Origin of the sequence: Thermodesulfobacterium hveragerdense DSM 12571, from assembly GCF_000423845.1 — a bacterium.
GTDB classification, from domain to species: domain Bacteria; phylum Desulfobacterota; class Thermodesulfobacteria; order Thermodesulfobacteriales; family Thermodesulfobacteriaceae; genus Thermodesulfobacterium; species Thermodesulfobacterium hveragerdense.
Genome location: NZ_AUIT01000006.1, coordinates 1 through 15,130, shown reverse-complemented (window position 1 = coordinate 15,130; position 15,130 = coordinate 1). Strand labels below are relative to the sequence as shown.

18 protein-coding genes, 1 tRNA gene and 1 pseudogene are annotated in these 15,130 nt (G+C 42.2%); 11 read left to right on the top strand and 9 right to left on the bottom strand.

Going from position 1 to position 15,130, the window contains the following annotated elements; translation table 11 throughout:
* Positions 1–30 precede the first annotated feature (30 nt).
* The 7 genes from G580_RS0102605 (at position 31) to G580_RS11580 (ending at position 5,031) form a co-directional block, all read left to right on the top strand.
* Positions 31–300, top strand: coding sequence for an AtpZ/AtpI family protein (locus tag G580_RS0102605; protein WP_000660063.1), 270 nt, complete (start codon positions 31–33; stop codon positions 298–300).
* A complete protein-coding gene (locus G580_RS0102600) occupies positions 278–721 on the top strand; it encodes a hypothetical protein (protein WP_028840916.1) in 444 nt (147 codons plus the stop codon). Before G580_RS0102605 ends, G580_RS0102600 begins: the two co-directional genes overlap by 23 nt.
* An 11-nt stretch (positions 722–732) precedes the next feature.
* Entirely contained in the window at positions 733–1,485 is a 753-nt protein-coding gene (gene atpB / locus G580_RS0102595; protein WP_028840915.1) for a F0F1 ATP synthase subunit A, read from the top strand.
* 84 nt (positions 1,486–1,569) lie between these two features.
* Complete coding sequence (gene atpE, locus G580_RS0102590) at positions 1,570–1,944, top strand: ATP synthase F0 subunit C (protein ID WP_028840914.1); 375 nt, start codon at positions 1,570–1,572, stop codon at positions 1,942–1,944.
* Positions 1,945–2,023: 79 nt separating this feature from the next.
* Positions 2,024–3,553, top strand: a complete 1,530-nt coding sequence (locus G580_RS0102580; RefSeq protein ID WP_028840913.1) for a YifB family Mg chelatase-like AAA ATPase — start codon at positions 2,024–2,026, stop codon at positions 3,551–3,553.
* 107 nt (positions 3,554–3,660) lie between these two features.
* Positions 3,661–4,254: a rhodanese-like domain-containing protein gene (locus G580_RS11585; protein ID WP_051173007.1), complete on the top strand. Its 594-nt coding sequence runs from the start codon at positions 3,661–3,663 to the stop codon at positions 4,252–4,254.
* A gap of 24 nt (positions 4,255–4,278) precedes the next feature.
* Positions 4,279–5,031, top strand: a complete 753-nt coding sequence (locus tag G580_RS11580) for a rhodanese-like domain-containing protein (protein ID WP_051173005.1) — start codon at positions 4,279–4,281, stop codon at positions 5,029–5,031.
* Between the two features lie 77 nt (positions 5,032–5,108).
* Here G580_RS11580 and G580_RS09685 read toward each other — a convergent pair whose 3' ends face one another.
* Positions 5,109–5,615 carry a hypothetical protein gene (locus G580_RS09685; protein ID WP_051173004.1) on the bottom strand — a complete coding sequence of 169 codons (507 nt, stop codon included), beginning with the start codon at positions 5,613–5,615 and terminating at the stop codon, positions 5,109–5,111.
* 142 nt (positions 5,616–5,757) lie between these two features.
* Here G580_RS09685 and G580_RS0102565 point away from each other — a divergent pair.
* From G580_RS0102565 to G580_RS0102550, 4 genes are all read left to right on the top strand, one after another.
* Positions 5,758–5,829: transfer RNA gene (locus G580_RS0102565), tRNA-Val, on the top strand.
* Between the two features lie 140 nt (positions 5,830–5,969).
* The gene (locus G580_RS0102560) at positions 5,970–6,371 is read left to right on the top strand and encodes a CBS domain-containing protein (RefSeq protein WP_028840912.1); all 402 of its coding nucleotides are present in this window, start codon (positions 5,970–5,972) and stop codon (positions 6,369–6,371) included.
* 14 nt (positions 6,372–6,385) lie between these two features.
* Positions 6,386–7,042 carry a DUF47 family protein gene (locus G580_RS0102555; protein ID WP_028840911.1) on the top strand — a complete coding sequence of 219 codons (657 nt, stop codon included), beginning with the start codon at positions 6,386–6,388 and terminating at the stop codon, positions 7,040–7,042.
* Between the two features lie 14 nt (positions 7,043–7,056).
* Positions 7,057–7,998 carry an inorganic phosphate transporter gene (locus G580_RS0102550; protein WP_028840910.1) on the top strand — a complete coding sequence of 314 codons (942 nt, stop codon included), beginning with the start codon at positions 7,057–7,059 and terminating at the stop codon, positions 7,996–7,998.
* On the opposite strand, the gene G580_RS0102545 is transcribed toward G580_RS0102550, so the two are convergent.
* The 8 genes and pseudogenes from G580_RS0102545 to G580_RS09665 all read right to left on the bottom strand — a co-directional run.
* Positions 7,973–8,422 (bottom strand): hydrogenase maturation protease, encoded by a 450-nt coding sequence (locus G580_RS0102545; RefSeq protein WP_028840909.1) that lies wholly within the window; start codon positions 8,420–8,422, stop codon positions 7,973–7,975. The two genes, G580_RS0102550 and G580_RS0102545, sit on opposite strands and share 26 nt — an antisense overlap.
* An 81-nt stretch (positions 8,423–8,503) precedes the next feature.
* The gene (locus tag G580_RS0102540) at positions 8,504–9,967 is read right to left on the bottom strand and encodes a Ni/Fe hydrogenase subunit alpha (RefSeq protein ID WP_028840908.1); all 1,464 of its coding nucleotides are present in this window, start codon (positions 9,965–9,967) and stop codon (positions 8,504–8,506) included.
* 36 nt (positions 9,968–10,003) lie between these two features.
* A complete protein-coding gene (locus G580_RS09680) occupies positions 10,004–10,378 on the bottom strand; it encodes a hypothetical protein (RefSeq protein ID WP_211211337.1) in 375 nt (124 codons plus the stop codon).
* A 67-nt stretch (positions 10,379–10,445) separates the two neighbouring features.
* Entirely contained in the window at positions 10,446–11,252 is an 807-nt protein-coding gene (locus G580_RS09675; protein ID WP_083960783.1) for an NADH-quinone oxidoreductase subunit B family protein, read from the bottom strand.
* Positions 11,253–11,255: 3 nt separating this feature from the next.
* Positions 11,256–11,666 (bottom strand): hydrogenase iron-sulfur subunit, encoded by a 411-nt coding sequence (locus G580_RS09670; RefSeq protein ID WP_156874767.1) that lies wholly within the window; start codon positions 11,664–11,666, stop codon positions 11,256–11,258.
* A 1-nt stretch (position 11,667) separates the two neighbouring features.
* A complete protein-coding gene (locus G580_RS0102525; protein ID WP_028840907.1) occupies positions 11,668–12,567 on the bottom strand; it encodes a CoB--CoM heterodisulfide reductase iron-sulfur subunit B family protein in 900 nt (299 codons plus the stop codon).
* 18 nt (positions 12,568–12,585) lie between these two features.
* Positions 12,586–13,128 carry a 4Fe-4S dicluster domain-containing protein gene (locus G580_RS0102520; RefSeq protein ID WP_028840906.1) on the bottom strand — a complete coding sequence of 181 codons (543 nt, stop codon included), beginning with the start codon at positions 13,126–13,128 and terminating at the stop codon, positions 12,586–12,588.
* A 30-nt stretch (positions 13,129–13,158) separates the two neighbouring features.
* Positions 13,159–15,042 (bottom strand): annotated as a pseudogene (locus G580_RS09665) (FAD-dependent oxidoreductase); the annotation flags it as partial.
* Positions 15,043–15,130 lie beyond the last annotated feature (88 nt).

The window sequence follows — 15,130 nt, the reverse complement described above, 5'->3', positions numbered from 1 at the left end:
TTTAAAAATTATGTTTTAAATGTATGTAAGTTGAAAGAGAAAAAGGATAGTGCTTTTAAATTTTTGTTAGAGGTTTTAGCCGAAAGTTTTACCATCGGGATTGCTGTAGTTTCTTCGGTGATAGCAGGAGCGGTGGTAGGCTGGCTGATAGAGGAGAAGCTTTTACATGGAAGGACTTCCCCGTGGATTACGACTATCTTTATCATTTTTGGGGCGATAGGGGGGATTAAGAACCTTATCTGGTATACCAAGAAGAGGACAAAGGACATAGGTAAAAATGATAAAGGAAGTAAGTCCTGAAAGGTTTTTTGGTGAGGCAGAGAGGTTAATCCTTGGGCTGGTGGTTGTTGCGACGATTTCCATCCATTTAGTATGGGGTGGTCTGGTGGAAACTTTTTCCTTCTTGGCAGGTGGGATTTTAGGGTTTCTAAACTTCAGGACCACCAAAAAAGAAGGGATTGACTTTGTAAAAAAAATTCAGGAAATCTTTGCTTCAGACCAGAAAAATCTCTATAACAAAGAACGCCACGTCTACATAGCAAAGATCTATCTTAAACTTTTGGCAACTGCCATAGTGGTTTATTTTTTGATAGCCCATCTTGGTGCCCATCCGGTTTTTCTGATTTCTGCGTTTGTTTTGGTTTATGTTAGCCTTACGGCTTATAGTTTTATCAGGTTTCTCTGGTTTATGAAAAAAGAAAAAAAAGAAATATTAACTTAGGGGGTCAGGTTATGGAACATCCTATACTGTTTTTGTGTCTTATTTTAGAAAAGCTTGGTCTTCCTTCTGGGTTTCATTACTATGAAGAGGCAGCCCATTACGGGCCTTTGGCTAAGTTGTTTGCTCCTCACATGGTCCACAGCTTTTTTGTGTGTCTTTTGCTTATCGTGTTAGCCTATATAGGCACAAGAAAGATGGAGTTTATACCAAAAGGGTTTCAGAATTTCTGGGAGTTTGTGATCGAAACCCTCTACAACTTTACCAAAGAAAACGTACCTCATGGAGATGGGCATGGGCCTAACTTGGTGCCTTTGGTTTTTCCTTTGATCGTTTTTTATGCCCTTTACATTCTCTTCTCTAACTTTTTAGGGCTTATACCTGGATTTATGTCTCCTACTGCTAACCTTAACGTAACCCTTGGTTTAACCTTAATCACCATCGTTTATTACCATTTCTTAGGAATAAGGTTTAAAGGGCTTGCCTATTTTAAGACCTTCTTAGGTCCTATTCCCTGGTTAGCTCCTCTTATGCTTCCTGCTGAAATTTTTAGTCATGTGGGAAGGATTATCTCTCTTTCTGTCCGACTTTTTGGAAACTTAGTATCTAAAGAGCTTTTGCTTGGGATTCTTACGATGCTTGCAGGTAAGTTTTTTGCTCCTCTTCCGATCATGGTATTAGGTGTGTTGGTAAGTCTTATTCAGACTTTGATTTTTGTTCTTTTAAGCTTGGCTTACTTTGCCGGTGCTGTTGAGGAACACCATTAAAAAGAAGCTTTACCAGGGGGTTTATGAGCCTTCTGGTAAGTGTTTTATTTAAAAATTAAAAATTTTTAAAAGGAGGGAGGTTTTATGAGAAAGTGGATGGTTTTAGGACTTTTAGGTTTGGTGGCTTTACTGTCTGCTAACCCTGCTTTAGCAGAAGAAGTTGGTGCTGCTAAGATGGTTACTGGTTTTGGTTTCTTTGCAGCCGTCGTTTTAGCCTCTGGTGTGGGCGTTGGTTTGGCTGCTCTTGGATGCGGTATCGGTATGGGTCATGCCACCCGCGGTGCTTGTGAAGGTATCGCCAGAAACCCTGAGCTTGCCGGTAGACTTACCGTTACCATGATTCTTGGTATAGCTCTTATCGAATCTCTTACTATTTATGCCTTGGTTATCGCTCTTATTCTTCTTTATGCCAACCCTGTTTTACCTAAACTCATCCAGATCCTTGGTTTGGGTGCCTAACAGCTATATAAGTTTAGGATAAAAAAGAGGACCATAGGGCCAAACCTTATGGTCCTCTTTTTTGTTTTGATGGGCTAAGATGTTTGTCAGGGTTTTAAGTTTTACGGTTTTAGGTATCGAAGCCTTTCCTGTAGACATCGAGGTAGATTTTTCGCGAGGCCTTCCAGGGATTACCATCGTAGGGCTTCCAGACAGCTCTATCAAAGAAAGTAGAGAACGTATCAGGTCTGCTTTAAAAAACTCAGGGTTTAGTTTTCCCCAAAAAAAGGTTACCATAAACTTAGCCCCTGCAGACCTTAAGAAAGAAGGAAGTGGGTTTGATCTGGCGATGGCCTTGGGGATATTGGCTGGTATAGAGATAATCCCTAAGGACACCTTAGTTAACAAAGCCTTTTTAGGGGAGCTTTCCCTTGACGGAACGGTTAAGGCTACAAAAGGGATACTACCTTCTGTATTAAAGGCTAAGGAGTTGGGGTTTTGCGAGATTGTTTTGCCTCTGGATAACTATTTAGAAGCCTCTTTGGTGCGTGATTTTAAGGTAGTAGGAGTAACCCACCTAAGAGAGGTAATTGATTACCTAAGAGAAGGAACTGTGCCTTTACATCCGAAAAAAGGGGTTGACCTTGAGGTACTCAAGTTAGAAGAAGATTTCTCAGAAATATTTGGACAAGAGATGGCTAAAAGAGCCCTTGAGGTAGCTGCGGCAGGTGGGCACAACGTGTTGATGATAGGGCCACCTGGTGCAGGAAAAACTATGCTTGCCCAGAGGTTCCCTACCATACTACCCCCTATTACCTATCAAGAGGCACTTGAAACCACCAAGATCTACTCGGTAGCAGGCCTATTAACCCCTGAAAAACCCTTTATCAACCATCGTCCTTTTAGAAATCCCCATTTTGGTATCTCTGAGGCTGGGATGATAGGAGGAGGAACTCATCCTAAACCAGGAGAGGTAAGCTTAGCCCATAATGGAGTGCTTTTCCTGGATGAGTTTCCAGAGTTTCGAAAAGACGTGATAGAGGCCCTCAGACAACCTTTAGAAGACGGACAGGTTACCATAACCAGAGCCAACTTTACCGTAACCTATCCTTCTAAGTTCATGTTAGTTTGTGCGATGAACCCTTGTAAATGTGGTTATTACGGACATCCTACCAAACCCTGTCAGTGCAACTTTCAGGAGGTAAAAAAGTATAGAAACAAAATCTCAGGTCCAATCCTTGATAGAATAGACATCCACCTACAAGTGCCCTCTGTAGACTACAAAGCACTTTTAAAAACCTCAGACAAACCTCAGATTAGCTCAGCAGAAATAAAAGAAAGGGTTTTAGCTGCAAAAAAACTCCAGGAAAGACGCTATGGAACCCAACTCAAAACCAACGCTAAGCTTAAACCTAAAGAAATCAAAAAATACTGCATCTTAGAACCTAAGGCTCAGGAGTTCTTAGAAAAAGCCGCAGAAAAATTTAGTTTCTCTGCAAGGGCCATTCATAAAATACTCAAGGTAGCAAGAACGATAGCTGATTTAGAACAATCTGAGATGATCTTAAAACATCACCTCACGGAGGCCATCCAATATCGCAGTTTAGAAAAAAACCTCTGGCAAGAATAAGCCCTCTTGGTTTTATAATCACCACATTTATAGGTCCCTTGGTTGTTTTTTAGATAAATTTATTTATAATTCTTATAGATAAGCATAAAAACACCAAGGGGGGATTTATGAACAAAAAGTATCTGGTAGCCTTAGGAGTCTCCTCTTTGCTTTTTAGTTTAAGTATAGGGATAAAGGAGATGACTTCTGCCCCAGGAGAGCCAGGGATCAAGCAGGCTCTTCCTTCATGCGTTCAACCTGGGTGTCACAAAGTTTCAGCCCCTAATGAACTTTGGGGCAATCTTATTTCCATTTCTCAAAAAGCAGGGCTTCTTCAACTTGATACCGGTCAAAGTCTTGACGTGTTTTTTGACGACAAGGTAAAGGTGCTTTACTGGGACCAACCTTTAAACAAACTTAGCAGAGGCACCCCCATAAAGATCGTCTATACAGAAAAAGACGGTAAAAGATATGCCTCTATCATAGCGGTAAAACCTCCGGTTAAGGTTCCAGAAGAAAAAAGAATAGGTTTAGAAGAGGTCAAGAAACTGGTAGAACAAAAGTCAGCGTTGATCATAGATGTCAGACCTCCTGTCAAGTATGCTGAAGGGCATATACCTGGGGCTATCAACCTTCCGTTAGCTCAGTTTGGGAAGAAACTACCTGAGGTTTTAAAAGACAAACAGGCCTTAGCTGTGGTTTATTGTGAGGGTCCACGCTGAGCCTTAACCCCAGCAGCGGTCAGTGTGGCCGCTTCTCTTGGATATACCAACGTTAAAGGTTTTGTAGAAGGAATGCCTACCTGGAAAAAAACAGGCCTCCCTGTAGCAGTAGAACCTCAACACATCCTTTCAGAAATTTCTCAGGGAGTATCTTTTGTGCTTATAGACCTTAGGCCTAAAGCCCTGGCAGAAAAAGGCTACATACCTGGGGCAGTAAACCTTCCTCTTGAAAAACTTAAAGCTGCTAAAAAGCAATTTCCTAAGCAGAAAAATGCTCCAATCTTCGTTTATGACGAAAAAGACGAAAGAGCTTTATCAGCTATCGATATCATTAAAAATTGGGGATACACCAACACAGCCTACATTCCTGGAGGATTAGAGTCCTGGAAAAAAGCAGGAGGTAAGGTTGAAGTAGGGAAACCCTCCTCTAAGATAGCCTATGTTCATAAATCCAGGCCTGGTACCTTCTCTGTGGAAGAGTTTAAAAAACTGCTTAAATCTCCTACCCTACCTGCTAACTACTTAATCCTTGACGTAAGAGAAGTAAGTGAAACTCAAGAAGGTAGCTTGCCCCATGCGGTAAATCTCCCATTAGGAGAAGTTGAAAAAAGGCTAAACGAAATTCCTAAGGACAAAACCATCCTTATCCATTGTGCCACAGGTATTAGGGCTGAAATGGCCTATAACATATTAAAAAGAGCAGGGTTTAAAGCCTATTATATCAACGCTAACGTGAGTTTCGAAAACGGAAAATACAAAATAGAACCTAAGGATTAAAAGAACCAACCTTCCAGGAGAGGAAATGGGCAACCTCCTCTCCTGGGGAAAAACTGATAATATTTGTTTTTTTATCTCTAAATTTTAAAAAATTTCTTAGGTGATATAGTTTCAAAAGAATATACTTTTTCCTCAAAAAAGGCTTTAACTGGGACCAGAAAATAGCCTGTTTCCTCTTTTTTAAGTTTTTGCCTTAGTTGAGGACTTATAAAATGAGAGTCTTCAACCAGGTTATAAAAATAAGAATCTATCCCAAAAAATCCGTCCAGAAGATGAGCTATCAGATGAAATATCTTGCTAAGATAACCTTGAGGAAGAAACAAAAGGTCTTTTATACTAACATAGCCTTCCTGGTTTAAATCATCTACAAAACTTTTTAACACTTCTAAATTTTTTGTGAGTCCTTTTTCTAAGGTTTCCCAAAAACCAGGGTCTCTTAAACCTAAGGTTTCTCTTTCAAGAACCTTAAATTCATCATATCTTACTAACTGATAGGTTGAAAGAAACTTTACCACCTTAGAAAAGGCTAACTCAGGGGTGCTTGCCCCAACCAAAAATAGATGAAAAACCTCTTCTCTAAACATATAACCTAACCTCTTTTAGTTTTTATCCTCTCATCTATAGGTCTATTCAAAAGCAAAAAATAGTTTCTTATACATAGTTTATCAAAAAAACACTATTGACAAAACCCTATTTTATATTATTTTTAGACTATATTCTTTTTATGGGCGGATAGCTCAGGGGGAGAGCATCGGCCTTACAAGCCGGGGGTCAGAGGTTCAAATCCTCTTCCGCCCATTTTTTCTGTTTTTCTCAATAAAAATTTCTCTTCAAATTTTATTTCTCAATGTTAAATTTCTATTAACAATTTTCTTGATTTTTTATTTATTACATTTATAATGTACTTTATAAACAATTAAAAAACTATGGGGGGAAAGATGGGAAAAGTAGCCAAAGACATCATGAATAAAAAACTTGAAACCATATCTGCAGACGCTACGGTTTATGATGCTATAGAAAGGTTGATCGACAAACGTATCAGGTCGTTGTTAGTCTTACCTAAAAATCATGATGATTCCTATGGGGTAGTTACGGTAAGAAATATCATTTTTAAGGTATTAGCTAAGAATCTGGATCCTCATAAGATAAAAATAGGTGACATAGCCTCTAAGCCTGTTCTCTGTGTGCCTCAAGACACCCCCTTAGAAAAGATTTTAGAGATTATGCACTCACACAACATAGCGCGTATTTTTATCACTGATGAAAACAAAAAAATCATAGGGGTGGCGTCTTTTTTTGATGTGTTGCATAATGTTTTAATAGAACAAGCTAAAAAATAAAAGAGGTTTAGGACATGCTTGAAAAACTTTTAGGTGGAGGAAAGTTAGAAAAAAAAGCCATAACCAAAATTCAAGAATACCTTAAAACCCTTTGTGCTGCTACAGAATGTCTAAAGGAGACCTTGCTTCAAGAGAGTTTTGAAAAAACCTATTGTATAGAAAATCTTGAACGAGAGGCAGACTCTCTTAAAAGAGAGATCATAGGTATCATTTATGAGGGGGCTTTTCTGCCTTACATAAGACCTAACCTTTGCAACTTTATCGAAATCATCGAAAAAGCTTTTGACCATATGAAAGTTTGTGCCTTTGAGTATCGCTACATCTTAAATTCTGACCTCTATGGACTAACCTATAAAAACATAGAAGAAGAGTGTTTAAGGATAGCTCATATCAACGTTGAGATGTGCCAGATCCTGATAAAATCCTTTAAGGCACTCTGGACTAAAGATAACATCAGAGAAAAAAATCTTGCCATAAGAATTTTAGAAAAAAAGGTAGATGAAATCAAGTTGGAACTTACAGAAAAGATAAGAAATTGCAACTTATGTAAGATTACTAACTACTGGGAAGGAAAGATTATGTCTGACTTTGTTGACTCACTTGTGTCTGTTAGCGACGTCATAGAGGATGCAAGCGATTACCTTTATTTGTTAGACCTTAGTTTAAGGTAGCTCTGTTTTTATCTATGATAGAGATTGCCATCATAGCCAGCCTTTTGATTGCCTTTGGTATAGGTTCAAACGACGCTTCCAATGCTCTTGGTATCTCAATCGGAGCAGGGATAATCCGATTTAAAAGGGCCGTACTTCTTTTTGGGGTGCTGGTTTTCCTTGGGGTTTTATTTAACGGAGATAAAGTGATGAAAACCGTAGGCAAATCCCTCGTAGAAACCACCCCTCTTAGTTTAAGCCTTTCGCTGCTGTTATCGGCGTTGTTGATACTTTTTTCCAACTGGAGAAAACTTCCTCTATCTACCCATCAGGTGATCATAGGAAGCCTTATCGGTAGTGGTTTAGCTCTAAACCTCAGTGTTAACGTTTTTTCTTTAATAAAGATAGTGGTTTCCTGGTTGATCTCACCTTTAATAGCCTGTTTAACAAGCTTTTTTCTCTACAAACTGGTGATCCGGTTTACTTCCAAGTTACCCTTTTTTAGAATAGAAAAACTCTTAAAAACTTTTTTACTCATAAGCTCTTCCCTCATCTCCTATAATACCGGAGCTAATGAATTGGCAACAGTCCTTGGCCCGGTGATGTATACAGGGTTAAGCTTAAATAAAGTATTACTCTATCTTATCGCCTCAACCCTTATCTTTCTGGGAGCTGTTTTACTCAGCCACAGGGTAATAGAAACCGTAGGAAAAGGTATTACCTCTTTAGACCCTCTTTCAGGTTTTGTAGCTCAATTTGGGGCAGGATTATGTATTTTTTCCTTTACTTTATTAGGGATGCCTATCTCAACCACCTATTGCATCATAGGTGGGATCACCGGTGTTGGCCTCACCAAAGGGTTTCAAACCATCAAGTTAGACCTGATCAAAAAAATAGGAATCAACTGGGTGTTTACGATAACAACCTCAGTAACCCTTGCGTTTCTGTTGACTAAATTAGCCTTAAATATTCTTTGATAATCTCTACAACCTTAGGAATGGCTGCCTTAACCTTAGGGCTACAATCTCTATCCAAAGTATCTACGTCTTCTACCTCTACCCCGATGATCTTTATCTCCTTAGGCATTTCCTCTTGAAAAACCTGATAACCAATCCTTATTACCTCAAAAACCGTAAGACTATGAGTACCGCTGGCATAAACCTTATCAAAGGTTTTAAACGGGTCAATCTCAACTATCGTCCCAGGTTCAACCCCTACCTTTACTCCATCTACTATGATGGCAACGTCATACCCCAACATCGCATCTATTACCTTTAGGTCTGTGTTAAGCAAACAAACAGTATCTACCAAACCTTCCAGCTGTTCTACTATCTTATACCCAACCCCATCGTCTTTAAAGTTAGGGTTGCCTATTCCTATAACTATGGCCTTTTTCTGCATAGCTTAATTATAAACTACTTATCAAAATAAAAAAGGGGGCTATAAAGCCCCCTTTAAAAATTCTTCCTACGGAAACACAACTTATTTAAAGTTTCTCAAACTTTTTACCAGCTCTCCGTCCTTGGTATAGATGTTTACCTGCACAGGCAACTTCCCAGGTAAGGTGTGAGTAGAACAGGCAAAACAAAGGTCATAGGGCCTGTAAGCTATCTCTACCAAGTTCAAAATTCCCTCATCTACCTTTCCTTCCTTGATAAAATTCTCTGCCGCCCTCTTGATCGCTATGTTCATAGGTCCTTTGTTGTGGGTGGTTGCAACTATGATGTTTGCGTCAGTTACTATACCCTTACTGTCTGTCTTGTAATGATGGATAAGCGTTCCCCTTGCTGCCTCAACAATCCCTACTCCCTCTCCTACTGCCTCACCTAACTCCTGCCTCACGTCAGGAGCAGTGATACTCTCGTCTGATGCAAGCTCCTTCACCTTCTCCGCACAATGCAACAACTCTATCGCCCTCGCCCAGTGATAACCCAGTATGTTATGCACAGGCTTCCCTCCAAAAAACTCTACCATCTCCTCATACGCCTCCTGCGCACCAGGTGTGTCAAACCCATTCCCCACGTTAAACCTCGCAAGCGGTCCCACACTGTATAAACTCGTACCCTCTCCATCCTCTATTCCCTTCCAACCTAACTTCTTAATGTACGGTGCCTTCTGATAACTCCACGGTAACGTCCTCTCTGCTATCCACTCCAAATACTCCTTACCACTAAACCTACCTATCTCATTACCCTTCGTGTCCACAAACACCTGCGTCCCGTCATAATAAGTCACCTTCCCAGCCTCATCCACCGTACCCAAATAGTTCGTTACCACCTTGTAAACATCCCCCTTTATCAACTCCACATACTGAGGATTACTTAACACCAAATCCTTAAACGCCTTAAGCGTAAACTTCCCTAATTCCACACACTCATCCGCATACCTCAGTATCTCCTGCCTCTCCTCCTCCTTCAACCTCTTACTCCATCCTCCGGGTATCGCTGCCACTGGATGGCTTGGCCTTCCTCCAAGGATCTCAAATATCCTAACAGCAGCAAACCTCTTCTTCAAAACATCTCTTCCTACATCAACTCCTACCTTCAAGATCAACCCAACCAGATTCCTCTCAGCTGGAGATGCCGTAGGCCCACACACAAAATCTGGCAACCCCAACGCATATATGATCTCCATGTGGTCCTCTACATAATGCGCATAATAAAACAACTCCCTCAACTTCCTCGCCGTCTCCGTAGGCTTTACCCCATATACCTCATCTGTAGCCTTCATTGATGCCATAAAATGAACAGCCCTACATACCCCACAGACGGTACTTACTGTCCTTGGCACCTCCTCTATAGGCATACCTATCAAAAACTTCTCATATCCCATAAACTCTACTACCTGTAAAAAGGCGTTGTCTACATTCCCCTTGTCATCCAAAAATATCGTTATCTTCCCATGACCCTCAAGCCTTGTCATGGGATTTATCTCTATCCTCTGCATACCCTTCCCCTCCTGTCTGTTTTTTTATCTTCTTACCTACTTTCCAAGCCTCTTCCCTATCATAGACCCTGGTAAACTATACCGGTAAAACAACCTCACAGGGTCCTCTATCCTGTCTACCAAACCCTCATCCTCCAACGCACTCGCTACCGCACTTATCGCCCTCAAACCATAATCCCTTACCCCTGGAATCGGTCCTCCACATCCCCTACACGGCACGTTCACCTTCAAACAACTCGCACCACAATCTCCCTGCGTAACAGGACCCAAACACAAATAACCCGCCTCAAGTAAACATGCCTCCTCCTCTACCCCTCCTTCTATAACCCTCCTAACCTCCTCTACCGGCTTCTTCTTCTCCCCCCTCAAAACAGGGTTCCTCGCACATACCTCACACACCGCATGCCCCATCGTTATCCAACTACCCCTCGGCGGTAACTTACCCTCTAACAACGCAACCAACGCCGCCTTAACATGCTCATAATGCGGCGGACACCCTCCTTTGGGGGGTAGAATATAAATTGTGTCTTTTAATAAAATATTTTAGAGGCATAATAAAAATTTTTAATATTTTGTTTTTGGTCAAACATGCCTCCTCCTCTACTCCCCCTTCTATCACCCTCCTAACCTCTACTACCGGCTTCTTCTTCTCTCCCCTCAAAACAGGGTTCCTCGCACATACCTCACACACCGCATGCCCCATCGTTATCCAACTACCCCTCGGCGGTAACTTACCCTCTAACAACGCAACCAACGCCGCCTTAACATGCTCATAATGCGGCGGACACCCTCCTATGTAATAATCCACCTCCACCACCTGATCCAACGTCCTCGCCTCCGTCAACTCCGGTAACTCCAACTCATACCTCCCATCTACCACACACTTAGGACTCGGTAACTCCCCTGTAGGATTGTCTGTACTAAACGTATCCCTATACGCCTTCTCCAACAACTCCTGATTACTATGCAAATTCACCAAACCCTTGATACCCCCTAAACTCGCACATATACCATAGGCTATCAACACCTTACACTTCGCCCTCATCACCTTCGCCATATGCTCGTGTTCCTTGTTCCTTATGTTACCTGTCAACAAACCCACATCCACCGACCCATCAGGTAATGCCTCAAAATCCTTATACTTCACATCCACCAACGTGGGTGCAAAAAACACTATCTCCACCGCACTAACCACATCCACCAAAAAATCCGCTAAATCTACCAAACTTATATCACAACCTGCACAACCTCCTGCAAGATAATATGCTAACTTAGGCTTGCTCATCTCCTATACCCCCTTCATTGGATTTGGTCCTATTTCCCTTACCTTAGCATCCATCTCCGTTATTATGTCCGCAAACTTCTTACCCTCACTACCTGATATCCACTCAAGCCTCACCCTATCTCCTTCCACTCCCAACTCCTCTAACACCCTCTTCAAAAGCTTAAAACGCCTCAATGCCTTGTAATTACCTGACCGGTAATGACAATCCCCAGGAGGTCAGCCACCAACCAACACAGCATCTGCTCCGGTTTTTAAAGCCTCTACTATAAACTCAGGCTCTACCCTACCACTACAGGGAACCCTTACTATATATGCTGTAGGTGGATAACTATATCTTAAACTACCTGCCAGGTCTGCCGCAGCATAGGTACACCAGTTACAAGCTATAACCACTATCTTTGGCTCCCAACTCATATCACTTACCTCCTCTTATTTTTTCTACCACCTTGTCTACTGGCACCTCTGCCAAACCTACCGCCTTCTCCGGCTCCGCTCCCAACGCCAACGCAACCAACTGCGCCACATGCACCGCTGGTACCTCAAAATCTATTACCCCCTCCTTCCTCATCAACGCCTGATCGTTGTCAAACCTCAACAAACAACTACTACACCCCGTCACAAATACCTCAGGATTTATCTCCTCTATCATCTTGCTCGCCTTCCTCTTAAACAAACTCCACGACTTGTCCCTCGCTAAACTACCCAACGCACCCATACCACAACAATCCGTCATCATGCTATACCACGGCGCCACCCCTCCTAACGCCTCACATATCTCCCTCAACCTCTTCGGCTGAAACGTATTCTCATCATTCGCCGGATACGCCTTGCTCGGCCATAAATTGTGACACCCTACCTGTACCCCACATACCAATCCATTCAACGAATACCTCACCGCCTTCTTCAACTCCTCTAACCCTATAAAATCATATATATAATTGTATATGTTGTACACCTTAACCTTCCCCTCATACCTCATCCCTACACTTCCCAATATCTCGTTCACCTTCTCCTTTATCTCAGGATGCTTCTCCATGTGATATCTCGCCTCATTCAAACTCCCATAACAACTACCACATCCCGTAACCATCACCTCTAATCCCTTACCCTCTGCTATCGCCATGTTCCACCCAGATGCCACACACCAACCCACCAAATCTACCGATGGCATCACACCAAACGCCGGACAACATGTCGCTCCCTCTAAATCCACTACCTCCACCCCTAACTCCTTCAACAAATACCTCATCGAATACTCTATATCCGGCCTCCTCAACGGTATGTTACACCCTAAAAACAATCCTACCCTCTTCATCTCTTCCCTCCTTTTTCTTTAGTCAAGTGGAAACGGTGCTACCTCTGCTAACGCTGTCTGCTTCATTACCTCCTGAAACTTCTTCCTCATCTCCTCATTCCCTATCACCGTAGGTGGCATCTCAGGTAACCCCACCTTCTTCCTCCTCTCCTCAAAACCCTTGACTATTACCGCATGCCCCCTCTCATAATAGTTCCTCAAACCGTCTATCGTGTTAGATGGCATCGCATACTCCCTAAAACACACCCTCCTTATCGCCTGTATCAACTCATAAGGCTTTATGTCCATCGGACATACCTCTACACACCGGTTACAACTCTGACACCCCCATACCGATGAATCATCCAAAAATATCTCCTTCAACCCCAACATACTCGCATGCACTATCCTCTTGATAAAATACTCCAAACCAGCTAACGCCATCGGACAGGTCCCTGCACACCTCCCACACTGGATACACTCCCTCAACTCCTTAACAGGCATCCCCATCGCCTCAAGCTCTTCCCAAAACTCCTTCATAAACTCCTCGTCTAACTTTATAACATTCACTTCCTTCTCCATTATCCTACCCCCTTTGGTTTCTTTCTTTTATTAATCAACCGTTATGGCTCTAATCTGCTCTATTATCTGCTCGGTGGTAAATCCATGGAAAACGATGGCTTTGGAAGGACAGGCAGAAGCACAGGTTCCACATCCTGCACAAAGGGCTGGCTCAACCTTGGCCTTATAAACCCCGTTATACTCCTCAAGCACTATCGCGTTATATGGACAAAGCTGCACACACACCCCACAACTACTACACTTGTCCCTTATCACCTCAGCAGCTATTGCCTCAAACCTGATTTTACCTGGTAACACTAATGCAGCCGCCGCAGAAGAAGCAGCCCTTGATTGAGCGATAGATTCTGGAATATCCTTGGGCCCCTGCACACATCCTGCGATAAATACCCCTTTAGCTGAGGTCTCTACTGGATAAAGTTTGGTGTGAACTTCTCTGATAAAGCCTTCCCTACCACAGCTGGCACTAAAGATCCTTCCAAGTTTCTCTGTGTCTGGCCCTGGCTCAATTGCTGTTGCCAAAACCACCATGTCTACATCCACTTCTACCGGACTGCAAAGGTCGTTGTCATATGCCCTGACCCTTAATTTTCCATCTGGTTTTACATCTACCGCTGAAACCCTTCCTCCCCTTATCACCTTCGCACCAAGCTTCTTGGTATAAACATAAAATTCCTCAAAATCCTTTCCTGCTGTCCTCACATCTATGAAGAAAAGATATAGGTCTATGTCTGGATACTTCTCTTTGAGGATCCTTGCATGTTTCATGATATACATACAACAAACCTTAGAACAGTAGCTATGGTATCTTTCGTCTCTACTACCTACACAGGCTATAAAAGCCATTTTCTTTGGCTTTTGCCCGTCAGAAAGTCTTTTAAGCTGCCCTTCCGTAGGACCTGTAGGAGAAAGAATACGTTCAAACTCCATAGCAGTGACCACATCTGGACAGTTAGGAGAATATTCTTTAAAATGATATTTTTCCATCGGTTTAAAACCTGTTGATAAGATCACAGACCCTACCTTTACCTTGATAAACTCATCCTTGTCCTCATAGTTGATCGCCCCTGCCGGACAACCCTCTATGTTCTTGTTAGGTATACCCTTCTGACAGATCTGGCAGGCTGTCTTACCTGTCTTCCTTAAAGTCTTAAAATACAAACAGTTGTCTGCATCTATCACAGCCTTCTTAGGCACTGCCTGCGGGAATTGGATATAAATTGCCGGTCTCTTATCCAAACCAAGGTTAAACTCGTTTGGAGCTCTGGAGGGACAAATGTTCATACAGTGACCACAACCTGTACACTTATCCCAGTCTACATACCTGGCTTTTTTCTTTATGGTAACCTCAAAGTTACCTACATAACCCTTAACGTCTTCTACCTCGGCGTAGGTGATAAGTTCGATGTTAGGATGCTGGGCGACCTCGCCCATCTTGGGGGTAAGTATTCAAGCCGAGCAGTCCATCGTCGGGAACGTTTTATCAAGCATGGCCATGTTACCGCCAATAGAAGGCCTTTTCTCTACCAGATAAACCTTTAACCCCATGTTAGCTAAGTCTAAAGCTGCAAACATTCCCGCAATTCCACCACCTACCACCAAAACAGACTTTTCCATAGGTTCAAAACGGTCCTCTAAAGGTTCAGCTAACCTGACCTTAGCTACCGCACTTTTGATGATCCTTTTAGCCTTATCGGTAGCCTCTTTAATCTTTCCCCAGTGAGCCCAGGTATTCTGATCTCTTATGTTAGCTATTTCACAAAAATACTTGTTTAAACCTGCTGACTCAACCGCTGCTCTAAAAATAGGCTCATGAGTTCTTGGAGTACAAGCAGCAACCACCACCCTGTCTACCAAACCCTCTTTAATATCATTCTTAATCAACTCCTGCCCAGGGTCAGAACACATAAGGGAGTAGAATATAAATTGTGTCTTTTAATAAAATATTTTAGAGGCATAATAAAAATTTTTAATATTTTTTAAATTAATGATAACATAAAACCTA